This window comes from Brevibacterium atlanticum (assembly GCF_011617245.1).
Taxonomy (GTDB): Bacteria; Actinomycetota; Actinomycetes; order Actinomycetales; family Brevibacteriaceae; genus Brevibacterium; species Brevibacterium atlanticum.
The window spans coordinates 3,952,620-3,978,286 of sequence record NZ_CP050152.1; the positions used below are offsets into that span (position 1 = coordinate 3,952,620).

Genomic DNA, 25,667 nt, shown 5'->3' on the forward strand with positions numbered 1-25,667 from the left:
GCATACGGGTGCAGTCTAGGCCGAGAGACGCAGACCACAGAGGCCGGTTTCGTTCAATGGGAAATCAGTCGGCGTGAGTCGCGCCCGGCCCGCGGGCCCCGCCCGCGCCCTGGGCTCCGCCCGGACTGTGAGTCCCACCCGCGCCGACGCCTGCACCGGCGTTGACGTCCGGCAGCCAGACCGTGAGCACCGCACCTTTGAACCGGTCGCACTCCTCGCCGCGTCCCTGCACGTCGACGGCCCCGCCGAGGCGGCGGATAGCCTGCACGACCAGCGACAGCCCGACCCCGCGGGTTCCCGTCTGCTGACGACCGTGGCCCTGATCGGTCTCGACGCCGTCGTGCTTGGTCGACCAGCCACGCTCGAAGATCGCATCGAGGTGCTCCTCGTCGATGCCCGGCCCGTCGTCGCTGACCTCGATCGTGAATCCGCCGGGACCGCCCCCGCCGGACAGGTGCACATGCACGCGCTTATCCTCGGGCAGCACGTCCTGCCTGCTCAGAGCGTCGAAGGCATTGTCGATGAGGTTGCCCAGGATCGTCGCGAGATCCCGATCGTCCCCGCCGAGGTTGCCCGTGAGATCCGCGGTGTCGACCGTCATCTCGATGCCCACCTCGGCGGCTTGGGCGATCTTCGACAGCAGCAGGGCCGAGAGGACGGGATGGTCGAAGGTCATCGATCCGTCCCCGTTGACCCGGTTGAGATCGTCGATGTCCTTGGCCGCGAAGTCGATGGCTTCATCGACGTGCCCGGTCTCGAGGAGGGACACGACCATGTGCAGCCGGTTCGCGTATTCGTGGGTCTGCGCGCGCAGAGAGTCCGAGAAGGAGCGGACGGAGACGAGTTCGCCGGAGAGCTCGGCCAGCTCGGTGTGGTCGCGCATGGTCACGACCCAGGTGTCGCTGCCGGCATCGGTCGGCTGCTGGTTGACCACGAGCACCCGGTCGTCCGTGTAGTGGATCTCGTCGCGGGCCCAGCGCCCGGAGGCGAGCAGATCGTGGAGTTCCTCGGGCAGGTTGAGTTCGTCGAGGGGCATCTCCGCCGCCGAGGCGGGGGCCGGGTCCGCGTCGTCTGCCGGGGCCGCCCCGTCTCCCGTAGGTAGGCCGAGAAGCTCTCTGGCCTCGGCATTGATGAGCACGATTCCGCGTGAGCGGTCGACCAGCAGCAGACCTTCGGAGACCGCCTTGAGCACCGAGGAGTAGAAGTCGAGCATGCTTTTGAGCTCTTCGGCGCCGTAGTCGCCGGTGACCCGCCGCAGGCCGCGGGAGGTCACCCATGACGAACCGATGCCGAGGATGAGGGTGAGGACGGCGATGCCGATGAGCCATTGGCTCTGGGGCAGAAAGCCCTCCCGGACCGTGTCGGCCGAGGCTCCGACGATGACGGCGCCGACCACGGTGTCGGGCCCCACCTCGTCGGCACCGACGTGTTCGGCGTGGACGGGGGTGATGACGTACATGGTGCCGTCGCCGGGCCCGCCGTCGTCGATGAAGCGCACGCTCGAACTACCGCTCTTGATCGCGTCCCCATCGATGGACTGCGCGAGCTGATCGACCGAGTCCTCGGGGATCTTCCCGGAGTTCGCCGAGGCGATCTTGTCCTCGAGCGCCTGCTGCCGGTCCGGCGAGCCGAGGGTGGGCGGAGTGAGCAGGTAGTCGATGGGCACGACGGCGGCGACGTCGAAGCCGTACTGGCTGATGACGTTGTCCAGCATGGTTCCGACATCGGCGCGGGACTCGGCGTCGAGGAAGTCGTCGTTGCCCGCCTCGCCGGTGCCCACCAGGCCCAGCGACATCGACATGTTGTCCGCGGCCGAGCGCAGCAGGTCCTGTTCCCTCTTCGTGTTCAGTTGGGAGAGCTGGATGTAGAGGAGACTCGTCGTGAGCACCATGATGCCCACGAGCATGATCGAGTTTCCGAACATGATCCGTCCGGCCACGCCGAGGCGGAATCGCCGACTGGCGGCACCTGTCGATCCGACGGGTCCCTTCGCCAGGACGGTTCGCTTCTCCTTGGGCATGCGTCCCATTGTGCCACCCGTCAGTCAGCCGTCGGCCGGGATTCTGCGGGCCCTAGAGGACGAGGCTGATCGGGCCGGCGGGCACCGCCGAGCACACGAGCACCTCGTCGTCATCGATCCGGGCGGCCGGTTCGACGGGGTAGAGCACCGATCCGGCGGCCAGGGACACTGCGCACGTGCCGCACGAGCCTCCCCGGCACGAACTCGGCGAGCGGAATCCGCGCGCCTCGAGGGACTCGAGCAGGGTTCCCACCTTGGGCTCCCAGACGAAGCTCGTCCCCGAGTTCTCAAGCGTCACCTCGGCGGGTGAGCATCCGGCGATGACCTCGCTCATGCCCGTGTTCGGAGAGGCGAAGGTCTCCTGGTGGACGGCCGGGACACCCGCTTCGTCGGCTGCGGCGAGTACGGCGGCGGTGAAGTCGCGGGGTCCGCAGACCATGACGTTGTCGCATCCGGCGACCCAGTCGACGAGGTCACGATGGCTCGGACGTCCGGCGGTCGCAGTGTCACGGTGGTGTGTCTCGACCGGGACGGCACCGGCGCGGGCCCGGTCCTGCAGCCGGTTCCAGAGGCAGGCGGTGCGGTGGTCGCGGTCGACGTGGAAGAGGCGGATCCGGTCGGTGGCGGGCAGGTCGGTGAGGCCGTCGCCGCGCAGCAGGCCGAGGCTCGGCGTGATGCCGATTCCGGCGGTGACCAGGGCGGTCGTGCCGCCGAAGACGCGGGAGGCGGTCATCGTTCCGTGCGGTCCGGAGGTGAGGACGGACTGCCCGGCCTCGAGTGCGGCCACGGCGCGGGACCCCTTGCCCTGGGTGCGCACGGCGATGCGGACGATGTCGTCGTCGACGTCGGTGATCGTGTAGGTCCGCCAGAACGGCGCGCCGAGGTCGAGGTGGACGCGCAGGTTCGTGCCCGGCTCGTCGAATTCGCGGATCCAGCCGAGATCGTCCCGCAGCGCCACTTCGACGATGTCGTTGCAGATCTGCCGCTTGCCCGTCACGGTCATGAACCGCGGGGTGCGGGCGACCTTGATCAATTCGCGCGGGGCCGGACCCTCGACGGTGATCTCGTCGCCGACGGAGACGTCGCCGGTGTCGAGGATCTGCCCGTAGATCCCGCAGTGCAGGTGCCCACAGGCGGAGTTGAGCACGCGGGGGACGTTGACGTCGACATCGGCGGTGCTCGGATTGACGGTCGTCGCCGGGCAGCGTTCGATCGTCGAGCGGATCGCGAGCCTCACCCCGCCGAGGCGGACGACCTGGCCGATGAGCGCGAACTCTTCGAAGGGTTCGAGTCCCTCGACGAGGACGTTCCCGCGGAAGCGGAGGGGGTCGAGGTCGGTGCGGCCGTGCGCAGCAAGGCCGAGGGCTGCGGTGCCGGTGGGGCCTGTCGGTGCGCCGGCGGGGTCGGCCGAGTTGCTGGCGAGACCGAGGGCAGCGCGCCCCTCGTCGGTGTCGGCGATCGCGGCGACTGTGGCCGGGTTGATGATCGAGATCCCCGATTTCCGCGAGTCGAACATCCCCTGGTCCGCGACCGCCAGCGCCCGCGGGAAATCACCCTGAGGGGGTATGCGAGCGGAAAGGAATTCCGCCGAGGTGGCCCTGCCCTCCCGGTCGTCCGTAGCGAAGGTCGTCGACTCCCCATGCGGATCGGTCAGCGTCACGGTCACGGCTTCGGGCTCGACCGCCTCGGCGAGAGACACAGACACGCGCCATCTCTGCAGCTCGGTGTCGTTCTTCAGCACCGTGAAAGCGGAGTAGGAATGCCAGGTGTCATCGGGGATGTCGAGGCTGCCGTTCGTGAACGCGGCGACGCGGTCACCGCGGATCCCACGGCCCTTGACGACGCGGGCCGCGGTGAGCTCCTCGGCGGGGAATCCCTTGACCGGGAAGCGGAACAGGCTGGCAACACGCATACCTCCGATTGTAGGAGCCGACGCGCACGCGGGGGCCATGGTGAGACCAAACGCACAGCCGCCTCGGCGGAGGGCGCTCTTGATTCATACCCTATAGGGGTATACGGTGTGTGCATGACTGAGCATCATGGATATACCCCGCAGAAGGACGCTCTCGCGCGGAGGATGAAGCGGATCGAAGGTCAGGTCCGCGGCATCGGGAAGATGATCGATGACGACAAGTACTGCATCGACATCCTCACCCAGATCTCCGCCGCGACAGCCGCGCTGCACGCGGTCTCCATCAACCTCCTTGAAGAGCACATCGCTCACTGCGTGGTCGACGCCGCCTCATCCGGCGACGACGAAGCCGCGCGGAAGAAGATCGAGGAGGCATCAGCCGCCATCGCCCGACTCGTCAAGAGCTGAGCCGGCAGAAGCTGACTCCGCTGGGACTCAAGCTGAATCCTCAGAGTTCGGGCACCTCATCGCTGATAGGAGAATCTGATGACCACCACAACCATCACCGTTTCGGGTATGACCTGCGGACACTGCGAAGCCGCGGTCAAGGAGGAGCTCGGCGCGCTGGGCGGCGTCACCGACGTCGCCGTCGATCTCAACCCCGGGGGCGAGTCCCCGGTGACGATCACCTCGGCGGCCGGACTCGATGATGCGGCGATCCGTGCCGCCGTCGACGAGGCCGGCTACGAGGTGAAGTGATGTCGCGCGAGGTCGATCTCGACATCACGGGAATGACCTGCGCGTCCTGCTCGGCGCGGATCGAGAAGAAGCTCTCCCGGCTCGACGGCGTCACCGCTGAGGTCAACCTGCCGCTCGAGACCGCGCACGTGGTCATCGACTCCGATCTGGGCGACGACGACATCACGGCGACCGTCGCGAAGGCCGGATACGGGGCGACGGTGCGGGAGCGTTCCGGAGCCGGCGGCGGGGGAGTTTCGGGCGGATCCGACGGTTCGGGCAGTGCGAGTGGTTCGGATGATTCCGGCGGTTCGGGTGGCTCCGGGCCGGAGGTCGTCGACTACGATCCCCGCCACCTGCGTCCTCGCTTCGTCGGTTCGCTCATCCTGGCCGTGCCGATCGTGGCGATCTCCATGGTCATGAGCTGGCACTTCGCCGGCTGGCAGTGGGTCGCCGCCGTCCTCGCCCTACCCGTCGTCACGTGGGGCGCCTGGCCGTTCCACACGGCGGCGTTCAAGGCCGCGCGCGGCGGATCGACGACGATGGACACCCTGGTCAGCGTCGGCATCATCGTCGCCAGCGGCTACTCCTATGTCACACTCGGCCGTGCGCTGGCCGAGGGCTACGGCTGGAACGTGCCCGAGCACTTTCACGTGTGGTTCGAAGCCGCCGCGGCGATCACGGTGTTCCTGCTCATCGGCAAGCTCACCGAGGACCGCGCGACGACCCGGGCGACGGCCGCTCTCAAGGCGCTGCTCGACCTCGGTGCGAAGTCCGCTACGGTGCTGCGCGACGGCGACACCCGCACCGAGGTGGAGGTGCCGATCGACCGGCTTCGCGTCGGGGATGTCTTCCTCGTCCGACCCGGCGAGAAGATCGCCACCGACGGGGACGTGCTGACCGGACATTCGGCCGTCGACGAATCGATGCTCACCGGCGAATCCGTGCCCGTCGAGGTCGCTCCGGGCGACAGCGTCACCGGCGCCACGATCAACACCTCGGGAGTCCTCGAGGTCCGGGCCACACGGGTGGGTGCGGACACGACGCTGGCAGCCATGGCCGACCTCGTCAGCCGCGCCCAGACCGGGAAGCCGGCGGTGCAGCGTCTGGCCGATCGGATCTCTGCCGTGTTCGTGCCGATCGTCTTCGGCATCGCCGTGCTCACCCTGCTGATCTGGGGGCTGGCCACCGGCGAGTGGGCGATGGGTCTGCATGCCGCACTCACGGTGCTCATCATCGCCTGCCCGTGTGCGCTGGGGCTGGCGACGCCGACCGCGCGGGCCGTGTCCTCGGGGCGCGGGTCGCAGTTGGGCATCCTCGTCTCCGGGCCGGAGGCGCTGGAGTCGACACGGTCGATCGACACCGTCGTGCTCGACAAGACCGGGACCCTGACCACCGGTGTCATGAGCCTGACCGGAACCGAACTATCGGCTCGGGACTTCGCGACGCTGGCGCAGCTGGAATCCCGCAGCGAGCATCCCATCGCCCGCGCGATCGTCGATGCGGCACCCGTTGATCTCGGTGCGGGGGCGGATCTCGTTGCGTCGGCGGGTCTCGGTACGGGGGAGCCGGATGATCCGGTACGTTACGATGCATCGGATCCGGCCGCCTCGGCGACGGCCTCCGAATCGTCGGCTCTTCCCTCGTCGGAGGGCATCTCTCTCACCGACTTCGAGAACATCCCCGGCGGCGGACTGCGTGCGACGATCGACGGCGCCGAGGTGCTCGCCGGTCGTCCGGACCTGCTGCGCGAGCGCGGCATCACGGTCGACTGCGCGACTGAGTCGGTTCCGCGCGGAGCCACGATCATCGCGCTGGCGATCGACGGAGAGTTCCGGGGGCTCAGCTTCGTCGCCGACGAGGCCAGACCGTCCGGGGCAGACGCCATCGCCGAGCTGCATTCACTCGGCCTCGACACGGTCCTGCTGACCGGAGACAACGCCCAAGCCGCCGAGGTGGTAGCCGAGTCACTCGGCATCGACGAGGTGCGTGCCGACGTCCGTCCTGACGGCAAGGTGTCCGCGATCGCCGAGCTCCAGCAGCGCGGTCGGGCCGTGGCGATGGTCGGCGACGGCATCAACGATGCCGCGGCCTTGGCCGGAGCCGACCTCGGCATTGCGATGGGCTCGGGCACGGATGCGGCGATGGCGGCCTCGGACATCACGATGGTGAAGTCCGATCCGCGGCAGATCCCGCAGGCCATCCGGCTCTCGCGCAGGACACTCGGGCTCATCAAGGGCAATCTGTTCTGGGCCTTCGCCTACAACACGGCGGCGATTCCGCTCGCGGCCTTCGGACTGCTCAATCCGATGATCGCGGGAGCCGCGATGGCGTTCTCGTCGGTGTTCGTCGTCCTCAACAGCCTCCGCCTGCTCCGCTTCGAGTAGGGCGAGTCCTCCCTGCCCCCAGAAGTAGATTTCGAGGGGAGAGGAATGTCGGATTCGGTTGCGAAATCCGACATTCCCTTCCCTCGAAGATCACGTGGGTGGGAACGGGCCGGGAGCGGAGGAGCGAAAGCGCGTGCCTTACCGCAGAACCGGGAAGGACTGGTCCTTGTTCTGCGTGTCCTTGCGCATCACCCAGTTGAGGAAGCTCGCGAAGGCGGACACGATGACGAAGGCCGCGCCCGCGTAGATGAATGCGTAGCCGAAGGCGCGTTCGTCCTGCCACGCGCGGGTCACGATGAGCGCGAGGATGAGAGTGACGATTCCGCAGACGACGCCGACCTTGATCGCGTCCTTGTACGACACGGTGCTCGTGGGCTTGCCGCCTGAGGACTTCTTCTTCGGGGTGTTCGTTGGCGCCATGTCTCCATCCTAACGACCCCACCTGAGAACCGACCCATTCCGTGGCCTCCCCTGCCTTCTTCCTGCCGCCGCCTTCCCGCACCCTCGCCGAGGTTGCCCCAAGGCACCTTGAAGCTCCCCGACGCCGTCCGGCCGCAGGTCATGCGGGTGTGCTCCGACTCGCCTGTCGGCTGACCGGGTGGACTACGCGCCTGGAACAGGCAAAAATGAGTGTGTGTCCATCCCCTCTCGACACGCCTCCGGGGAGGCGTTGTGCCCAATTCGCGCCGGCCAGGCCCTGCCTGGTCGCGAACACTGCGCCGACACCCCTCGACTCAGCAGCAGCGCCGCCGCTCACCCACGCGCCGCTCGAACCCGCACCACCCACACAGCCACCAACACCCGCACCGCCGCTCACCCACCTGCAGCACTGCGGACCTTCGCCTCCGTCCTGCTCATCGCCGTCATGGTCCTCGCCGTCACCGCCTGCGGACCCGACCGGGGACTCAAGGCCTCCCCCGAGGGCCACCCCTCGCCGTCGCTCTTCGCCCCGGACAAGAAGGACTCCGGCCCGCCGGACGAGCCCTTCTCGCTCAAGCAGATCCGCGAACTCATCGTCGACTCCTCTGGAGTCGCGGTGACCGGGAGCGCCGCCGAGACGGCGAAGGTCGTCGCCGACTGTGACAAGTGCCTGAAGTTCTCCACCCCGTTCCTCAACGGCAAGAAGAAGTTCCAGCTCGTCACGGTGGCGAACCCGAAGCAGATGGACGAGACCATCGCCGGAGCAGTCATCAGCGAACACGACGGAGAACCTCGCCTCGAGCTCATCGCCACCGGCAATCAGCTCACGCTCAGCCCCGGCAAGAGGGGCACAGTGGTGGTGCAGGAGGCGATGTTCGCCGATGGGGACGATGCCTGCTGCCCGTCGGGATGGTCGGTGCAGGTCTTTCGCCTGCATGACGGTAGGTTTGAACCGGGTCAACGCCTCACGCGGCTTAATGGAGAAACGTAATGCATATTGTTCTGGTTGAAGATGACGAGGTCATCCGCGAAACGACCCAGATCGGGCTCGAACGCTTCGATTACACGGTCTCGGCCTTCGCCGACGGCCGCGAGGGGTACGAATTCGTCTCCGCCAACGGCGCCGACGTCCTGCTCCTCGACCTCATGCTGCCGACGATGAACGGCGCTTCCATCTGCCGTGCCGTGCGCGAACGCTCGACGATTCCGATCATCATCATCTCCGCCCGCTCCGACGCCATCGACATCGTCCAGGCCCTCGAAGCCGGCGCCGACGACTACCTGACCAAGCCTTTCGACATGCAGGTGCTCAACGCCCGCATCCGCGCCGTCGTCCGCCGCTTCATCACCACCGGCACCGACAAGCTCGGATACTCCCCCGCCCCCGAGGCGGCCGATGAGCACGAGACCGTGATCGGTCCCGGCGGCATGGTCACCGGCGACGGCATCCCCGAGGTCCTCGGTGCCAGCCCCGGGATGGACACGAGGGATCGACTGCGAGCGCAGCTCGAATCCGATGACACCTACCTCGGCGCGGGCGGGAAATTCACCACCGGCCCAGAGGCCGATGACGAAGAGGCCATCGGCGGTGACACCGGGGTTCCTCCGCGCCCGAGCGGGGCGCCGTCCGTGCAGTCGGGATCCGCCGAGGACGACGGACTCGGTCCGTTCCGCACCCGGCTGGGATCACTCGTCCTCGACACCGGACGGCTGACCGTCGAGATCGACGGCGAGGAAGTCCACCTCACCCCGACGGAGCTGCGGGTCCTCCTGCTGCTGACCGAACAGCCCGAGCACGTGTACTCCCGTGAGAAGATCGCGTTCACGGTCTGGGGGTACGAATGGGCCGGTGACTCCCGCGTCGTCGACGTCCACATCCAGCGCCTGCGGAAGAAGATCGGGGCGAACATGATCGAGACCGTGCGCGGATTCGGATACCGCTTCGCGGGCTGATCGCATGTCGCTGCGTTGGAAGATCTCCCTGCTCATCGTCGCCTCGGTGATCATCGCCGTCCTCTCCTGCTCGATCGTGCTGCGCCAGTCCGCGGCCCGGGCCGAGGACGACCGCATGCGCTCGACGGTGACCGAACAGCTGACGAACGCGACGAACATCTTCTCCGAGACGGGCGTGCTCACCCTCAACGCCCGCATCGACGACCCGCAGCTGCCCAAGGATGCGCGCGCCTCGGCGCTCAAGGGCCAGTCCGTGACGATCCGGTCGAAGGTCAACGGCGAGGAGATCGTGTGGGCGGCCGCTCCCATCGAGGTCGGCAAGTACACCCAGGTGATCTCCGTGCGGGCCTCGACGAAGGACAGCCAGGAGCTCATCGGCCGCATCGACCAGGCTCTGCTGGTGGGCATGATCGGTTCGGCACTCGTCGTCGGCGGCGTCGGCTCGATCGTCGCCGGGCGCATCTCCCGGCGACTGACCCTGGGCGCTCAAGCCGCCCGCAAGATCGCCGGCGGTGACACGTCGACGCGCATCGCCGACGTCATCGACGAATCCGACCAGGAGGTCTGGGCCTTCGCCACCGCGGTGGACACGGCCGTGGCCAGGCTGACCGAGCGCATCGACTCCGAGCAGCGCTTCACCGCCGACCTCGCGCACGAGATGCGCACCCCACTGACCGGCCTGGTCAACGCGGCGAATCTGCTCGAAGAGGACTCCCGCCCGGCCGAGCTCGTCAAGGACCGGGTCCAGCGCATGCAGATCCTCGTCGAGGATCTCCTCGAGGTCTCCCGTCTCGACGCGGGACGGGCGAACCCCGAGTTCACCCGCGTCGACGTCGACCAGGCGATCCGGTCGCTGCTGGTCACGATGGAGGCCTCCGGGGCCCTGGCCGGGCACTCCATCGACACTCACCTGGCGGCCCTCAACTCGACCCTGGTCACCGATGTCCGCCGTTTCGAGCGCATCATCTCGAATCTGCTCGTCAACGCCATCAAGCACGGCGGCGACCCGATCCGCCTGGAGACGAGCACTCGCAGCATCATCGTCACCGACTCCGGCTCCGGATACCCGCCCGACATCGTCAACACCGGCCCGACCCGCTTCGTCTCCGCCGGCGGAGGCGGTATGGGCCTCGGCCTCGTCATCGCCCAGGGCCAGGCCCGCCTGCTCGGCATCACCCTGGTCTTCAGCAATGATCCCGTCACTGGCGGCGCCCGCACCGAGGCGATCTTCCCCGACGAAGACGCCCAGGACCGCGCCCTCGAACAGTACATGGAGAGCAAGACCGAATAACCTCGCCGAGGCGGCCCTCCCTTATCGCAATCGCTCACCCGGGGCGGCGCCACCCTCGCGGCACCGACCTATGCTCGGACTCTGACCGTGAGCGCGAACAGCCGCGGCTCCGACACGCACACGTGTGTCTCGTCACTTAAATATGACAGTTTGTAAATATGACCGTTACACTTTTGTGATGTTGTGTTGAAGCGGTCGGGACGTCCGGCAGCCTCGACGAGTCAGCGGCACACACGGAGAGTTATGTCAGAGTCATCCTCGAACGCGGAAGCACCAATGCGTCGACGGGATCTGCACAGGCGACGGTCCTCGTTCCTGTTCGCACGAGGACGCACCGCGAACCGCGGCGGCGCGACGCCGATCGGGCCCGCGACAAAGCCCTCCCCTGGTTCCGAGCGCGACATCTCTTCTCCCGCCACGCATCTCTCCCCACGCCGGGCCGCAATGGCCGCTGAGGCTCGCGCGGAGGCACCCTCGCCGCGACGGGCCGCCATGGCCCGGGAGGCCGCCGAGGCGCGGTCGTCCTCGGCTTTCGGATCGCTCGGCACTGCCGGCTCCCGCAAGGTCCGCGCCGGTGATGCCGGAGCCCGCGGATCCGACGGCGTCCTCCTCAAGTCCGTGCGCAAGCAGAGACTGCGCACGGTTTCGACACTGGCCGCAGTCTCCGTGGCCGGGGCCGCAACTGCGGCAACGGTACTCATCAACAACCTCGGCGGTGGAGCCGAGGTCAAGACCGACCCCACGGCCGCCGGCGAATCTGCGGCCATCAGCCCGGAGAAGGTCGACGCTCAGGTCGACGATTCGAAGGGCAAGTCCTCGATCGAGATCGGCGCGCCGAGCGCGAAGCAGAAGAACGTCGAGGCGGCCAGCCGCGCGATCAAGAAGAGCGCGCTGCCCGGCTGCGACGAGAAGCAGGACTTCGACAAGTCCGTCGGCAACGGCGAACTGCCCGACGAATGGCTCTGCGATCTGGGCAAAGAGGACCACCAGCTCCGCGCGGACGCTGCGGTCTCCTTCGCGAAGATGAACGCCGCCTACAAGAAGGACACGGGCAAGGAGTTCGAGATCACCGACTCCTACCGTGACCTGGACGGTCAGCTCTCCGTCGCCGGCCGCAAACCAGGACTGGCCGCCAAGCCGGGAACCTCGCTGCACGGCTGGGGCATCGCTCTCGACCTCGGCGGCGGAGTCGCCTCGAAGACCGGAGCCTGGGGCTGGCTGGTCGAGCACGGTGACGAATACGGGTGGGAGAATCCCGACTGGGCGAAGTCGTCCAAGTACGAACCGTGGCACTGGGAGTACACGCCCGCCCGGAAAACGATCAAGGGCAACTGAGCCGCGTCACGTTCTGGGCCGACACGACCGGGGTCCGAGCACGGGCCCCTCAGCGCGACTCCCGGGTCCCACCTCTCAGACTGCTGATCTCAGCGCCGATTCGCACGATCATCACACGCAGCCTCATCGACGCAGTGCGCGTCCGTAGCGACGTCGGTAGATCACCTGAGCGAGTCGGACGAAGGGTTCGCCGAGGCGCCAGATCCCGAAACCCGCACGTGAGACCGACCGCAGCACGAGGAAGACCCGATCGTCTGGTCGGTGCTCGAGGATGAAGGACTCCTCGCCCGTGATCGGGTGGCCGGGTTTCGTCCCGTAGGTGAAGCCGCGGCGGTCCTCGGTCTCGACGACCTCGATGACGCGGGAGGGTTCGGGCAGCCGGAAGGGTCCGAGCCGGACTCGGATCGTCGGCTCCTGCCCCGGATCGACTCTGGGTGGCCTCCGTCCGTCATCCCCATCACCCGCGGCGAGCGCGATCTCGAAGCCGCTGCGGGTCTTGACCTCCCAATGGAGGACCTCCTCGGCGCAGCGGTCGAAGGCCTCCTTCCCGCGTCCGACGAAGTACGCGGATTCGAAGTGCCGGTAGCCGTCGGGACGCTCCAGCCACCTCGGCGAGAGGGGATCGGTGAGCGTCACGGGACGGTCGTGCTCGGGTTCGGCCATTCCTCCAACCTATCCTCCCTTGCCACCCACTCACAGTCCGGACGACTCGGCCGCATCGGACGGTCGGCCGCGTATGATGCTGAGGACGACGCATTTCAATCGATTGTCCGCTCAGTCAAGGAGGACCCTCATGCGCACCATCAACGGCATCGACGAGATCGAATCGCTCATCGGTCAGGAGCTCGGCACGTCCGAGTGGACGACGATGGACCAGGACGCCATCAACACCTTCGCCGACGTCACCGACGATCACCAGTGGATCCACGTCGACGAGGCCCGCGCGGCCGAGGGCCCCTACGGCGCGACGATCGTCCACGGATTCTTCACCCTCGCTCTCGTCCCGAAGTTCTCGTCCGAGATCTTCACGATCGAAGGCGTGTCAATCCGCGTGAACTACGGGCTGAACAAGGTCCGCTTCCTCCAGCCCGTCGTCGTCGGCTCACGCCTGCGCGGTCGGGTCGAGGTCAAGGAAGTCACTCGCGGCGACAAGGGCACGCAGGTCGTCCTAGCCCACACGATCGAGATCGAGGGCCAGGAGCGCCCCGCCTGCATCGCCGAGGTGGTCACCCTCCTCGTCGAGTGAGGCTTACCGCGCGGGGTGGGCCGGAGCGCCCGTGATGCCGCCCCGAACAGGGCCTTAGGTGGGCGAAATGGTCCGCTCGGGTCGCGCTAGGTGGGCGAAATGGTCCGCGCGGTGGAGTGGACCATTTCGCCCACCTAGTGCGGGCTCCGGCCCCTCGCACGCCAGCATCGACTCCGCGGAGCCCCGCGCGAACGAGCCTCAGCCCGGACGGTAATCGTCGAGGAGCTGGGCGACGCGGATGTAACCGAGGTGCGAGTACGCCTGCGGGTGGTTGCCCAGGTGCGTCTCGGCGACCGGGTCGTACTCCTCCGACAGCAGGCCGGTGGGCCCGAGCAGGTTGTCGACCTGCCGGAACAGGTCCCACGCGTCGTCGATGCGCCCGACCTTGATGAAGGCTTCGATGAGCCAGGTCGTGCAGATGTGGAATCCGCCCTCAAGCCCGGGCAGTCCGTCGTCGTAGCGGTACCGGAAGACCGTGGGACCGACCCGCAGCTCCCGCTCGACCGCATCGACGGTGGCCACGAACCGCGGGTCGTCGGCGTCGACGAGCCCCGAGAGCCCGACGAACAGTGCCGCCGAGTCGAGATCCTTCTCCCCATAGGCGACGGTGAAGGCTCCCACCTCCTCGTCGTAGCCGTGCGTGAGGACGTCCTGGGCGATCTCCTCGCGCAGCTGCCGCCACGCCCCGGGCGGCTCCCGATCGAACCGCTCGGCGATCCGCAGCGCCCGATCCACCGTCACCCAGCACATCACCCGCGTGTACACATTGTGCTTCGGCGGTCGCCTGGCCTCCCAGATCCCGTGTTCGGCCTCGAACCACCTCTTGCCGACCGCCTCGACCATCTGACACGTCAGCGTCCAATAATCATCGGGAAGCTCGCCGAGGTGGCCGCTGAGTTCGTCGAGCAGCTCCGTGACCGGGCCGAACACGTCCAACTGGACCTGGTGCTCCGCGGCGTTGCCGACTCGCACCGGACGGGATCCGGCGTATCCGGGCAGGTCCGCGAGGACCGCCTCGGTGGTCAGTGCCGAACCGTCGACGGCGTAGAGGGGGTGGAGTTGTTCGGGTGAGACCGTGCGGGCGAGGATCCTGGCCAGCCAGGACAGGAACCCCTCGGCCTCTCCGGTCGAGCCGAGCGCGAGCAGGGCGCGCACGGTCATCGACCCGTCGCGCAGCCACGTGTACCGGTAGTCCCAGTTGCGCACGCCGCCGATGCCCTCGGGCAGGGAGGTCGTGGGGGCGGCGAGGACTCCGCCGGTGGGTTCGTGGCATAGGGCGCGCAGGGTGATCGCGGAGCGGATGACCTCTTCGCGGTGGTGGCCGGGCAGGTGAAGTGACTCGACCCAGTTCGTCCAGAAGTTCAGGGCACGGTCGCGCACATGGTGCTCCCCGCCGGTGGCCATATAGCCGGCATCCCCGGTGCCCGTGCCGCATGCGAGCACGAGCACGACCCGGCCGCCTGGCTGCTGCGAGGGTACGACGGTCGCCTCGGCGGTGTGGGAGTCGCCGGTCTCGATGAGTTCGAAGTCCAGACCCGGGGCGTGGAGCTCGATCGGTTCCGAGGTCCCGAGCACGGACACCCCGTCGGCGCTGCGGACCATGCGGGTGGGCACGGTCGCGTAGTCGAGGCGTGGGGAGAAGCGGACCCGGGTGGGGGCATCGCCGGTGAGGACTCGCACGACGATCGTGTCATCGCTGTGCCCGTCGACAGGGGCGAGGTAGTCGACACAGCTCAGCCCCGCCCACCGGGTCTCGAGCAGGGTCGAGTTCCCGAGGTAGCGCTGCGTCATCGGGGCCGCCCCCGAGGCGGGTGCGACGGCGAAGAAGCCGGCCGCCTCGGTGCCGAGGATCTCGGAGAACATCGAAGCCGAGTGCGGCAGCGGGTGCGGCATCCAGCAGATGCTGCCTGCCGGGTCGACGAGCGCGGTCGACTGCCCGTTGCCGAGCAGGCTGTGTCGCTGAATCGGGGTGGCGCGGCGGCCGAAGAGCCAGGATTTGCGCAGCTCGAACAGGGCACCGAGGACGACGGATACCTCATCAGGCGAGCGCAGCCGGAAGTCGGCATGCGTGGTCTCGGGGCCGTCGCCGACCTTGAGTCCGAGGTCGGTGTCTCCGAGGGTCTCGAGGGCGAACTCATCGGCGGTGTCGTCGCCGATGAACACCACGGATTCGGCCCCGGTGCGCTCCCGCAGCCGCGTCAGCGCATCGGCCTTCGACGAGGGCACCACGGACAGGTCGATGACCTGCTTGCCGCGGGTCGGGTGGATCGGATGGGCGGCAGCGAGCGTCTCGACCGCGGATTCGATGCGGTCCCGCTCCGCCTCGGCGAGGCCGCGCAGATGGACCGCGGCCCCGGTCGTCTTGTGTTCGATGACCTCGCGGGGCAGGGAGCGGGTGAGGTCGGCGCGGAAGTCGGCCAAGCTCGCCCGCTGCTCTTCGTCGAGGCTGTCGACGGTGAACGTGTCCGTCTCCCCTCCGTGCGATCCGAAGAGGTGGACCTCCCGGGGCAGGCGCGACATGGCCGCGAGGTCGCGGAGGCTCCGACCGGAGATCACCCCCGCCGAGGTGGTCGGCAGGAGGGCGAGCGCGCGCAGTGAATCGGCCGAGCTCTCCAGTGGGAACGCCTGGCTGGGGACGTCGACGATCGGGGCGATCGTGCCGTCGTAGTCAGTGGCGACGAGGAGGGATGGTGCGCGGGAGAGTTCGAAGAGCCGCCGGAACAGGATGGGGTCGAGGGCACGGCTGGCCTCGGCGAGGTCGCCGAGGAGTTCAGACGACCTCACTGAGGCGGCGATGGTGGCCAGTCGGGATTCGGTTGCGCTCTCGTGCTCGACAGTGCTCATCTCACCTCGGGTGTCTCGGTCGGCTCGGTGCCGTTGGGCGTCGGGGCGGTGTTTCCGTACTGCCGGTCAGGAGAGGTCCTGCCGGTCAGGGCTCATTCTTCGTGGCGGTCTCGTCGGGAGTCTCGTCGTCGGAGGGATCGATTTCAGTGGGGTCGGAAGACGGCCCTGCAGGGGCGACCGGGGTGTCGGCGGCCTCGGAGTCGTCGGCGGCGGGGGTGGGTGCGGCCGCCTCGGCGGGGGTGTCGATCTGTTCAGGACGGTCGGCCTGTTCAGAGTTGTCGGCCAGATCGGAACGGTCTGTCCGGCGGGCGAGCTGACGGGCTTTGCTCAGGCGGGAGTACCCGCCGATGATGAAGATCACGCCGACGATGAGGGTGGCCGCGCCGGTGAAGCCGAGGATCGACAGGGCCTCCATGCCGTCGCCGAAGATGAGGATGACGCCGAGCAGCACATGGACCCCGGCGGCGATGAGGAAGTCCGAGGCCATCGGCTGGCTGCGCAGCTGTCGGTAGCTCCAGAACTCGAGCGCCCCGTGGAGGAGGGCCCAGATGCTCAGGGCCGCGCGCAGCTCGGCGGGCTGGTCGGCGAGGAAGAGGAAGACGATGGCCGGAACGGTGATGACGGCCTGCCCGTAGATCGCGGTGCGCATGGTCAGCGGTGCGCGGACGGCTTCGAACACGAGGACCAGGGCGAAAAGGATGAGATAGGCGATGGCGAGGTGGTCGACGACGTCGGTCGGCAGTCTCAGCTGCGCGGGATTCGTGGCATCGCGGGGCCAGAAGACGGTGACGATGCCGAAGACGACACCGAGGATGCCGCGGACGATCATCGGGGCGCCGAACCGCTTCGCCGCGGCGACGGCCTCGGGGGAGGCCTCGGAACGCTGGGGCGTGGATTCGGTGCGCGGTTCTTCGGTACTCATCACGGCACCAGTCTAAGTCTCCCGGCCGAGTCTGTCCGATCAGCCCCCTTTCAGCGTTATGCGCGGTATTTACGTAATTACGTAATTTATGTATGATTGCGGCATGGAATCGACATCGTCACCCGAGCAACGCGACCACGACGACAGCCACGTCGACGTCAGCGACCGCCTGTCCGCACTCGAACGTCGGGTCGCCGAGCTCGAAGCCGACGCGACCAGCGCACCCAAGGCCGAGGACGCTTCGGCCGTTGCCGACCATGCGCTTGACGGCGGCACGACCGGCGCCGGTCTCCCCGGCGATGCGGACACGTTCTGGGCTCTGCACGGACTGGTCGACCACCTCGGCGACGGGGTGACCTACACCGGGCACACGACTCCGCCGGGATCCGAGGGTCCCGTCTCGTGGCAGGTGGGGATGTCGAGTGAGGGGTTGGCTCAGATCGACTTCGCCGAGGCGGCCGGCCCCCTGGCCGCGCTCGGGCACCCCGTCCGTCTGCAGCTGCTCCAGTCGATCTACGAGGGCACGACCACCGTGGCCGAGCTCGGGAAGGACGAACGCTTCGGCACGACCGGGCAGATCTATCACCATGTCCATGCTTTGGCCTCGGCCGGTTGGCTCGAGAACGCCCGCCGAGGACACTGGCGGGTGCCGGCCCAGCGGATCATCCCGCTACTCACGCTCGTGCTCATCGGCACGCACTGACCGGCGGCTCGCACTGACCGGCGCACACCGTTCACCACCGCATATCCCACCCCTGATCACCAGGAGGAACGATGCACACCACCGACGCACCGAGCACTTCCACGACAACCGCGGGGCCGCCTCGGCGCAGGATGACCGCCTTTGCTGCGGCAGCGATCGCGGCCGCGCTGCTCGCCGTGATCACCCCGTGGCCGCGCGGATTCCAGGGGACACCCACCGGTGACGCCGCGCTCATGTCCGCACTCGAAGGGGCGCTGGGCAGCAAGCACTGGCAGCACGTGGCCGCGGCCCGCATCGACGGCGACGAGGTCACCTTCGCCGGCACCGGAGCCGACGAGCACACCGAATTCGAGATCGGCTCGATCACGAAGACCTTCACCGCCGCCCTCTTCGCCGATGCGATCGACCGCGGCGAGATCGATGCGGACACCACCCTCGGCGAGGTGTGGCCGCAGCTCGATGGGAAGGTCGCCGAGGTGACGCTCGAGTCCATCGCCATGCAGCGTTCGGGGCTGCCCTCCCAGGAGCCCGCGCCGAGCTTCGCCGACGGCGTCGGGACCCTGCTGTCGAACTACCTCCGCACGGACCCTTATCGCGGGGACGCAGCGGACATCGTGGCGAGTCTCGAAGCGGTCGAGGTCGGCAAGGCCGAGCCCGAGTACTCGAACTACGGCTTCGCCGTCCTCGGGCAGGCCATCGCCGAGGTGACCGGGAAGGACTATGCCGACCTCGTCGCCGAACGCCTCACCGAACCGCTGGGGATGAAGGAGACGTCCGTCCCGGGCTCCGCCGACGGGCTGTCCCACGGGTACACGGCCTCGGGGCTGCCCGCCGGGCCGTGGACGATGGGCGGTTCCGCACCTGCCGGGGCGATCCGTTCGACCACACACGATATGGCGATCTGGCTGCGCGCAGTGCGCGATGGCAGTGCCCCCGGCGCCGAGGCGACCGAACCGAGGAAGGACTTCGACGATTCCGACCGCATCGGCTGGGCCTGGTTCACGACGGAGAACCGAAGCCCGAACCTCACTTGGCATAACGGAGGAACAGGAGGGTATCGATCCTTCCTCGCCTTCAACGCCGAGTCAGGGCACGGCATCGTCGTGCTGAACGATTCCGCGAACGATGTCGATGCCGCGGCATCGATCATCTCAACGAAGGGAGCCTGATCATGAACCCGGAACTCATCTCGGCGGTCGTCGGTGCGGCCATCGTGGCCTGGGGAGCGTTCGCCGCGTTGCGGGCCCACAGATCGGAGACCCGCCTCGGCGCGCTCTCCGGAATGGCGACGGCGGCGATGTTCGTGCTGCTCATCCGCCTCGTCGCACCCTTCGGCGGGTGGGCCGACTGGTTCGTATGGGTGTGGCTGGCCGGCATGATCGCGATCGTCGTCGCAGTCGTCCGGGTCGCACTCGTCTGGCCCGACCGGCCGTGGCGGGCCGAGGACGAGAAGGCCCGCAGGAACGAAGCGACCGGACTCGGATTCTCCGCCCTGCTCGCCGTCCTCATCGCCGGCGCGCTGGTCGTGCCGGGTCTGTTCCTCTGACGGACGAGTCATCCGGCGCGCCGGGTGGCTCAGCCACCCTTGACGGTGAGGGTGCCGTCCTTCTCGGAGACCTCGTAGCTCTGCAGCGGCTCCTCCGCCGGCCCGCTGATCACTTCGCCGGTCGAGGCCGAGAACTCCGAGGCATGGCAGGGACAGATGATGGCCTCGGCGGTGACCTGCTTGACCTGGCATCCCTGGTGCGTGCACACCGAGGTGAAGGCGAAGAACTCGCCCTTCTTCGGCTGGGTCACGACATAGGCGTCATCGATGACCGTGCCCGATCCGACCGGGACGTCGGAGGCGGCCACGGTCGCATCCTGGGCCGGCGTCGATCCCTGGTCCTGCGATCCGCCGTCATCCGATGAGCACGCCGAGGTGGCCGCCACCGAAGTGCCGATGACCGCCGCAGTCCCGGCCACGCCCACCGTGCGGATCACGCGGCGTCGGCTCGGGTTCGCAGGCGGGCCCTGGTGCGCGGTGGCGGGTTGGTCTGCAGAGGCAGTCTGGTGCGCAGGGCCAGGCTGGTCTGCCGGGCCGGGTTGGTCTGCGTTGATCGGGCTGTGCGTGCTCGGGTTCATCGGATCCTGCTCCCTCTCGCGAATGCATGCCGACACCACGGCACGAACGTTCGCCTTCCAGCGTACAATCGCACACGGCTCGATGCTCGCCCATCGCCCCGGGACTCACCTGGGCGAATTCTCGGAAACGACACGGCGCGGTTACCACCCAGGCGGATACGACTGAGCAGGGGGACCTGCGAAGGAATTCGCGTGCGAAGCGATCGGGAATTCCGGTCGACGGAAACGGTCGGCCACCTCGGCGAGCATGCAGACCCACGAGACGAAAGGCGGTGCAGCAGTGCCCGATGAAATGATGTCGACGAACGGGTGGGGCTCGGCCCCGCGCGCCGCGTCCGGGTGGGGGCTGGCCGCCTCGGCGTATGTCTTCGCCGTCGTCATGATGGGCACGACCCTGCCCACTCCGCTCTACCCGCAGTACGAGGTCGAATTCGGCTTCGGCAACGCGCAGACGACCGTGCTCTTCGCAATCTATGCGGCCGGGGTCATCGCCTCCCTCGTCCTCTTCGGACGCTTCTCCGAGGCCATCGGCCGGCGTCCTCTGCTCGCGGCCGGGGTGGTCCTGTCGGTCGCCTCGGCGGTGCTGTTCATGATCGGCAGCAGCCTGGGCCTCCTCTACACGGGCCGAGTCCTCTCGGGACTGGCCGCGGGAATCTTCACGGCCACGGGCACGGTCACGGTGCTCGAGAACGCCCCGTCCGGGCGTCACCGACTCGCAGCGTCGCTGGCCACGGCGGCGAACATGGGCGGTCTCGGGCTCGGGATCCTCATGGCGGGGCTGCTCGCGCGCTTCGCTCCCGGCCCCCTGTTCACTCCGTTCCTCGTCAATGCGATCACCCTCGTCATCGCCGGGTTCGCGCTCATCATCGTCCGCGACCGGGTCCAGCCGAATCCGGCGGCCCTGCGCCTGCAGCTGCCCGGCATCCCCGCGGAGTCCAGGCGCATCTTCCTCGCCGCGTGTCCCGGTGCGATCGCGGGTTTCACGCTGTGCGGACTGTACTCGGCGATCGCCCCGAACTTCATGGGCCAGACACTGCACGTCACCTCACCTGCGGTGACCGGCACGGTTGTCTTCCTCCTCTTCGGCGCCTCGGCGACGGCTCAGCTCATCTTCCGCGACCTCGCCGACCGCACACTCATCGTGCTCGGATCGACGACGATGATCATCAGCATGGCCGCACTCGTCATCGCCCTCGAAACCGGTTCGCTCAGCCTGCTCATCGTCTCCTCGCTGCTGGCCGGAATGGGCCAGGGGCTCGTGTTCATGACGGGCATGCGGGCGATCACGACAGCAACCCAACCCGAACGACGCACCGAGGCGACCACCTCGTATTTCATCGTCGCCTACCTCGCAATGTCGCTGCCGGCCGTCGGCGCCGGTCTGCTCGCCTCGGGGATCGGTCTGGCGGGATCGACGACGGTCTTCGCCGCGGCCGTGGCCTGCGTGTGCGTGGTCGGCCTGCTGGCCTCCGGACGGTTCGCTGCGAAGTGAGGGGCGGGCGCCTACGAAGTGAGGGGCGGCGTGGGTACGGCCGCGGCGCAACGACGGCCCGGTACGGCCGGGGAACCCGGAGTCAGTGTCGTGAACTAGGGTGGAGGGCATGACCTCCTCCGCCACGACCTCGCCGCTCGATGTCCTCCACGATGTCTTCGGCTATGAGGAGTTCCGGGGGCAGCAGGGCGCCATCGTCGACCAGGTCGTCGGCGGCGGGGATGCTGTCGTGCTTATGCCCACCGGCGGCGGCAAATCCCTGTGCTATCAGATCCCCGCCCTGGTCAGGCCCGGTACGGGAATTGTCATCTCCCCTCTCATCGCGCTCATGGCCGATCAGGTCGCAGCCTTGGAGAACCTCGGCGTGCGTGCTGCGTACCTCAATTCCTCCCTCGATTTCGAGGAGGCGGACCGGGTCGAGCAACAGCTGCTCGACGGTGAGCTCGACCTTCTCTACCTCGCGCCCGAACGCCTCGTGCTGTCGCGGACGATGCAGCTGCTGCAGCGGGCGCCGATCTCCCTGTTCGCGATCGACGAAGCCCATTGCGTGTCCCAGTGGGGTCATGACTTCCGCAGCGACTACCTCGGTCTCGGGGTGCTTGCCGAACGCTTCCCCGACGTCCCGCGCATCGCTCTGACCGCCACGGCGACCCCGGCGACTCATGCCGAACTCACCGAGCGCCTCCATCTGCAGGGCGCCGAGCATTTCGTGGCGAGCTTCGACCGTCCGAACATCACCTACCGGATCGAACCGAAGGCCTCCGCCCGCTCCCAGCTGCTCAGCTTCATCACCACCGAACATCCCGGGGACTCGGGCATCGTCTACTGCCTCTCCCGCCGCGGGGTCGATCAGCTCGCCGAGGCGCTGGCGGCCCGCGGAATCACCGCCCTGCCCTACCACGCAGGTCTGCCCGCCGAAGTGCGAACCGAGAATCAGGCCCGCTTCCTCCGCGAGGACGGCATCGTCATGGTCGCGACGATCGCCTTCGGCATGGGCATCGACAAACCCGATGTCCGCTTCGTCGCCCATCTCGACCTGCCCAGGTCGGTCGAAGGCTACTACCAGGAGACCGGTCGCGCGGGTCGTGATGGACTGCCCGCGGACGCGTGGATGGTCTACGGCCTCGGCGATGTCGTCTCGCAGCGTCGCCTCATCGAATCCGGTGAGGGCGACCAGGCCCACAAGCGGCGGTCGATGAGCCATCTCGACTCGATGCTCGCCCTGTGCGAGACCGTCGACTGCCGACGCGTCCAACTGCTGCGCTACTTCGATGAGGAGTCGGGTCCGTGCGGCAACTGCGACACGTGCCTGACTCCCCCGACCACCTGGGATGCCACGGTGGCCGTGCAGAAGCTGCTGTCGACGGTCATCCGCCTCGACCGGGAACGCGGTCAGCGTTTCGGCGCCGGCCAGGTCATCGACGTGCTGCGCGGCAACGACAATGACCGTTCCCGCGCCTCCGACCATGCCAGCCTGAGCGTATGGGGCGTCGGCGAGGACCTCTCCGAGAGCCAGTGGAAGACCGTCATCCGACAGAGCCTCGCCCGCGGACTGCTCGAATCGCACGGTGACTACGGGGTCCTCGTCCTCGGTCCCGCCGCGGACCCTGTGCTCCGCGGAGAGACGACGGTGTCGATGCGCGTCGATTCCGTGAAGAAGTCCGGGTCGAAGAAGGCTCGCCGAGGTGGCGCCGAGGTTACGCTCGACGCGGCAGGCACCGAGCTGTTCGAGGCGCTGCGGGCCTGGCGGGCCGAACAGGCCAAGGAACAGGGAGTGCCCGCCTATGTCGTGTTCCCCGATGCCACGCTCTACGGCATCGTCGAGGTCAGACCGTCGTCGATCGAAGGGCTCGGCCAGGTCAGCGGTGTCGGGCTGAAGAAGCTCGAGCGCTACGGCCAGGACGTGCTCGAGGTCATCGAGGCGCACTCGGGCTGAACGTGAACGGGACGCCAGCGGCCACGGCGAGTCGCCGTGCGCCTCGGCGGGCAGCTCACCTCCGCGCTCAGTTCGCCTTCGTCACCGTCACGTCGATGGGTGTCGGCTGGGAGACGATGTCGAAGACGGGGCAGTGGGCGTCGACGGTGTGCTGCAGCTCCTGGTAGGCCTCCTCGGAGTCGGGGCCGGTGACTTTCACGGAGATGCGCACGGCAGAGAATCCGGGGCGAACATCCTCGTCAATACCGAAGATGCCTTGGACATCAAGGTCTCCCTCAGCGGTGATCTCAAGATCATCGATCGTCAGTCCGAGGTTGTGCGCGTAGAGCCGATAGACGACGACCTGGCAGGAGATGAGGGCGCCGAGGACGTATTCGACGGGGTTCGGTGCGGCGTCGTCACCGCCGAGCGGGGTGGGCTCGTCGACGGTGAATGTGTGCTTACCCGCCTTGATCACCGAGGACACCGAACCCTCGGCGTGACCCTTCGCTGTGAAGGTCAGCTGCGCGTTCTTCGCCGAGGCGGCGATACGCTCACCCCGTCCCTGTCCCGCGGCGGTCAGGCGTGCCGCACGGTCCTGGGCGCTGATCGGGACGGTCGTGGTCGCGGCTGTTGCGATATCTGTGGTGGCAGTCATCGGGACCCCTCCTTCAGGTTGGTGTTCTCAGACTAGGAAGCCTGCGTCATGGCGCCGGGGCTCCGTCGTCGAAGTTCGCCACGCGACGACATCTTCCCGTCATATCGGGTCACAGAAGGTCAGACGAGCACCGCAGACGGCAACGACGGTGAACGAACTGGTCCGAGGAAAATCATGGGCGGGGAACCCCACCAAGTGTGTAATCTGACAGGGAAACCCCTCCGGGTGCCTCAGCTCGCCAATTTCAACGGCTGCCCACGGTGACCTGGACTCCGTCGAGATGAAGGTGACCGATGACGACCCTTGACCGCGCGGCCTGCGAGACTCGCGACCGCACCGATCCACTCGCTGACTTCCGCAAGGACTTCGTTCTTCCGCCCGAGACGATCTACCTCGACGGCAACTCCCTGGGTCCGCGCCCGGCCGGTGCGGCCGAACGAGCGCAGGAGGTCATCGCTGAGGAGTGGGGCACGGACCTCATTGGGTCGTGGAACTCTGCCGGTTGGTGGGATCTGCCGGCCACGCTCGGGGAGAAGGTCGCCGGCATCATCGGCGGCGGTTCCGGGACCACCGTCGTCACCGACACCACCTCGATCAACCTGTTCAAAGCGGCCTCGGCGGCACTGCGGATGCAGGCCGTGGACTCCCCCGACCGCCACGTCATCCTCACCCAACGGGAGAACTTCCCCTCCGACATCTACATGCTCCAGGGTCTGGCCGAGCAGCTCGGCGAAGAATACGAAGTCCGGCTCGTCGACGACGCTGAGGTCACCGCGGGCTTCCCCGAGACGATGACCGACGAGGTGGCCCTCGTTGTCCTCACCCACGTCAACTACCGCACGGGTCGGCTCTTCGACATGGCCACGACCACCTCGGCGATCCATGCCGGTGGGGCGAAGGTCATCTGGGACCTGTGCCATTCGGCCGGTGCCCTCGAGATCGACCTGGCCGGATCAGACGCGGACATGGCGGTCGGGTGCACGTACAAGTTCCTCAACGGCGGGCCCGGCTCCCCTGCGTACATCTGGGTCGCCGAGGAGCTCGTCAACCGGTTCACCCAACCGCTGTCGGGCTGGTGGAGCCATGCGAAGCCGTTCGAGATGAGCCCGGACTACGCGCCGGCCGACGGCATCCGCCGCTTCCTCACGGGCACGCAGCCGATCGTGTCGATGTCGGTCGCCGAGCTCGGACTCGACATCGCCGGCCGCGTCGACACGGCTGAGGTGCGGCGGAAGTCGCTGGCCCTGTCGGATCTGTTCATCGAGCTCGTCGAGTCCCGGCTCTCCGACCATCCGGTCGAGATCGTCACCCCGCGCGAGCACGCTCAGCGCGGTTCGCAGGTCTCGATCGCCCACCCCGAGGGGTTTGCGATCATGAGCGCCCTCATCGCCCGCGGGTTCATCGGCGACTACCGGGAACCGCACATCCTCCGCTTCGGCCTCACCCCGCTCTACCTCGGCTTCGCCGACGTCTGGGACACGGTCGAGGCCCTGCGCGACATCCTCGACAATCGCCTCTGGGACGACCCGAAATTCCAAACCCGCGGAGCCGTCACCTAATTACTACTGTGAGGATTGATAGTGGCTGGTCTGGGACTGGCTGGCAGAGTAGGAACTGACCGTCCCATCGATCATCATGACTCGAATTACTGCTGACTCAGACGATGTCATCGTCAGGATCTGTCTGATGATCGGTGGGCGGTCGGCCCCGGCTCGGCCCACATCGGTAACTTGATCAGAAGGTTGTCCGTTCCTGACCGAACGTGAC

Annotated in this window: 22 protein-coding genes; 14 read left to right on the top strand and 8 right to left on the bottom strand. The window is 67.8% G+C overall.

What is annotated here, in order from left to right; translation table 11 throughout:
• Nucleotides 1-64 precede the first annotated feature (64 nt).
• Nucleotides 65-2,020, bottom strand: coding sequence for a sensor histidine kinase (locus GUY23_RS17560; RefSeq protein WP_166974938.1), 1,956 nt, complete (start codon nucleotides 2,018-2,020; stop codon nucleotides 65-67).
• 52 nt (nucleotides 2,021-2,072) lie between these two features.
• A complete protein-coding gene (locus GUY23_RS17565) occupies nucleotides 2,073-3,932 on the bottom strand; it encodes an MOSC domain-containing protein (protein ID WP_166974941.1) in 1,860 nt (619 codons plus the stop codon).
• 114 nt (nucleotides 3,933-4,046) lie between these two features.
• On the opposite strand from GUY23_RS17565, the gene GUY23_RS17570 reads away from it, so the two are divergent.
• The 3 genes from GUY23_RS17570 (at nucleotide 4,047) to GUY23_RS17580 (ending at nucleotide 6,997) form a co-directional block, all read left to right on the top strand.
• Nucleotides 4,047-4,340: a metal-sensitive transcriptional regulator gene (locus GUY23_RS17570; RefSeq protein ID WP_166974944.1), complete on the top strand. Its 294-nt coding sequence runs from the start codon at nucleotides 4,047-4,049 to the stop codon at nucleotides 4,338-4,340.
• A gap of 78 nt (nucleotides 4,341-4,418) precedes the next feature.
• Nucleotides 4,419-4,631 carry a heavy-metal-associated domain-containing protein gene (locus GUY23_RS17575; RefSeq protein WP_166974946.1) on the top strand — a complete coding sequence of 71 codons (213 nt, stop codon included), beginning with the start codon at nucleotides 4,419-4,421 and terminating at the stop codon, nucleotides 4,629-4,631.
• Nucleotides 4,631-6,997 carry a heavy metal translocating P-type ATPase gene (locus GUY23_RS17580; RefSeq protein WP_166974948.1) on the top strand — a complete coding sequence of 789 codons (2,367 nt, stop codon included), beginning with the start codon at nucleotides 4,631-4,633 and terminating at the stop codon, nucleotides 6,995-6,997. Before GUY23_RS17575 ends, GUY23_RS17580 begins: the two co-directional genes overlap by 1 nt.
• A 138-nt stretch (nucleotides 6,998-7,135) precedes the next feature.
• Here the strand turns inward: GUY23_RS17580 and GUY23_RS17585 are convergent, their stop codons facing one another.
• Nucleotides 7,136-7,417 carry a hypothetical protein gene (locus GUY23_RS17585; protein WP_166974951.1) on the bottom strand — a complete coding sequence of 94 codons (282 nt, stop codon included), beginning with the start codon at nucleotides 7,415-7,417 and terminating at the stop codon, nucleotides 7,136-7,138.
• 214 nt (nucleotides 7,418-7,631) lie between these two features.
• Here GUY23_RS17585 and GUY23_RS17590 point away from each other — a divergent pair, with 214 nt between their 5' ends.
• The 4 genes from GUY23_RS17590 (at nucleotide 7,632) to GUY23_RS17605 (ending at nucleotide 11,996) form a co-directional block, all read left to right on the top strand.
• Nucleotides 7,632-8,408: a hypothetical protein gene (locus tag GUY23_RS17590; protein WP_228282517.1), complete on the top strand. Its 777-nt coding sequence runs from the start codon at nucleotides 7,632-7,634 to the stop codon at nucleotides 8,406-8,408.
• On the top strand, nucleotides 8,408-9,370 hold the full coding sequence (locus GUY23_RS17595; RefSeq protein ID WP_166974953.1) for a response regulator transcription factor: 963 nt from the start codon (nucleotides 8,408-8,410) through the stop codon (nucleotides 9,368-9,370). Before GUY23_RS17590 ends, GUY23_RS17595 begins: the two co-directional genes overlap by 1 nt.
• Nucleotides 9,371-9,374: 4 nt before the next feature.
• On the top strand, nucleotides 9,375-10,661 hold the full coding sequence (locus GUY23_RS17600; RefSeq protein WP_166974955.1) for a sensor histidine kinase: 1,287 nt from the start codon (nucleotides 9,375-9,377) through the stop codon (nucleotides 10,659-10,661).
• A 243-nt stretch (nucleotides 10,662-10,904) separates the two neighbouring features.
• The gene (locus tag GUY23_RS17605; protein ID WP_166974957.1) at nucleotides 10,905-11,996 is read left to right on the top strand and encodes a M15 family metallopeptidase; all 1,092 of its coding nucleotides are present in this window, start codon (nucleotides 10,905-10,907) and stop codon (nucleotides 11,994-11,996) included.
• Between the two features lie 123 nt (nucleotides 11,997-12,119).
• Here GUY23_RS17605 and GUY23_RS17610 read toward each other — a convergent pair whose 3' ends face one another.
• A complete protein-coding gene (locus tag GUY23_RS17610) occupies nucleotides 12,120-12,659 on the bottom strand; it encodes a DUF1990 family protein (RefSeq protein ID WP_166974960.1) in 540 nt (179 codons plus the stop codon).
• Between the two features lie 130 nt (nucleotides 12,660-12,789).
• Between GUY23_RS17610 and GUY23_RS17615 the strand changes: the two genes are divergently transcribed.
• Nucleotides 12,790-13,242 (top strand): MaoC family dehydratase, encoded by a 453-nt coding sequence (locus GUY23_RS17615; protein WP_166974962.1) that lies wholly within the window; start codon nucleotides 12,790-12,792, stop codon nucleotides 13,240-13,242.
• Between the two features lie 198 nt (nucleotides 13,243-13,440).
• Here GUY23_RS17615 and otsB read toward each other — a convergent pair whose 3' ends face one another.
• Nucleotides 13,441-16,086 carry a trehalose-phosphatase gene (otsB, locus tag GUY23_RS17620; RefSeq protein WP_166974964.1) on the bottom strand — a complete coding sequence of 882 codons (2,646 nt, stop codon included), beginning with the start codon at nucleotides 16,084-16,086 and terminating at the stop codon, nucleotides 13,441-13,443.
• An 85-nt stretch (nucleotides 16,087-16,171) separates the two neighbouring features.
• On the bottom strand, nucleotides 16,172-17,008 hold the full coding sequence (locus GUY23_RS17625; protein WP_208085401.1) for an HdeD family acid-resistance protein: 837 nt from the start codon (nucleotides 17,006-17,008) through the stop codon (nucleotides 16,172-16,174).
• Nucleotides 17,009-17,111: 103 nt separating this feature from the next.
• Here GUY23_RS17625 and GUY23_RS17630 point away from each other — a divergent pair, with 103 nt between their 5' ends.
• The 3 genes from GUY23_RS17630 (at nucleotide 17,112) to GUY23_RS17640 (ending at nucleotide 19,257) form a co-directional block, all read left to right on the top strand.
• Nucleotides 17,112-17,711: an ArsR/SmtB family transcription factor gene (locus GUY23_RS17630; RefSeq protein WP_166974966.1), complete on the top strand. Its 600-nt coding sequence runs from the start codon at nucleotides 17,112-17,114 to the stop codon at nucleotides 17,709-17,711.
• 71 nt (nucleotides 17,712-17,782) lie between these two features.
• Complete coding sequence (locus GUY23_RS17635; RefSeq protein WP_166974968.1) at nucleotides 17,783-18,880, top strand: serine hydrolase domain-containing protein; 1,098 nt, start codon at nucleotides 17,783-17,785, stop codon at nucleotides 18,878-18,880.
• Nucleotides 18,881-18,882: 2 nt separating this feature from the next.
• Nucleotides 18,883-19,257 carry a hypothetical protein gene (locus GUY23_RS17640; RefSeq protein ID WP_166974971.1) on the top strand — a complete coding sequence of 125 codons (375 nt, stop codon included), beginning with the start codon at nucleotides 18,883-18,885 and terminating at the stop codon, nucleotides 19,255-19,257.
• A gap of 29 nt (nucleotides 19,258-19,286) precedes the next feature.
• On the opposite strand, the gene GUY23_RS17645 is transcribed toward GUY23_RS17640, so the two are convergent.
• On the bottom strand, nucleotides 19,287-19,694 hold the full coding sequence (locus GUY23_RS17645) for a Rieske (2Fe-2S) protein (protein ID WP_166974973.1): 408 nt from the start codon (nucleotides 19,692-19,694) through the stop codon (nucleotides 19,287-19,289).
• A gap of 421 nt (nucleotides 19,695-20,115) precedes the next feature.
• Here GUY23_RS17645 and GUY23_RS17650 point away from each other — a divergent pair, with 421 nt between their 5' ends.
• A complete protein-coding gene (locus GUY23_RS17650) occupies nucleotides 20,116-21,327 on the top strand; it encodes an MFS transporter (RefSeq protein ID WP_208085402.1) in 1,212 nt (403 codons plus the stop codon).
• Between the two features lie 109 nt (nucleotides 21,328-21,436).
• On the top strand, nucleotides 21,437-23,263 hold the full coding sequence (gene recQ, locus GUY23_RS17655; RefSeq protein ID WP_166974976.1) for a DNA helicase RecQ: 1,827 nt from the start codon (nucleotides 21,437-21,439) through the stop codon (nucleotides 23,261-23,263).
• Nucleotides 23,264-23,330: 67 nt separating this feature from the next.
• Here recQ and GUY23_RS17660 read toward each other — a convergent pair whose 3' ends face one another.
• Nucleotides 23,331-23,900, bottom strand: coding sequence for an OsmC family protein (locus GUY23_RS17660; RefSeq protein WP_166974978.1), 570 nt, complete (start codon nucleotides 23,898-23,900; stop codon nucleotides 23,331-23,333).
• Between the two features lie 293 nt (nucleotides 23,901-24,193).
• On the opposite strand from GUY23_RS17660, the gene kynU reads away from it, so the two are divergent.
• Complete coding sequence (gene kynU / locus GUY23_RS17665) at nucleotides 24,194-25,459, top strand: kynureninase (protein ID WP_166974981.1); 1,266 nt, start codon at nucleotides 24,194-24,196, stop codon at nucleotides 25,457-25,459.
• The last annotated feature ends 208 nt before the right edge of the window (nucleotides 25,460-25,667 follow it).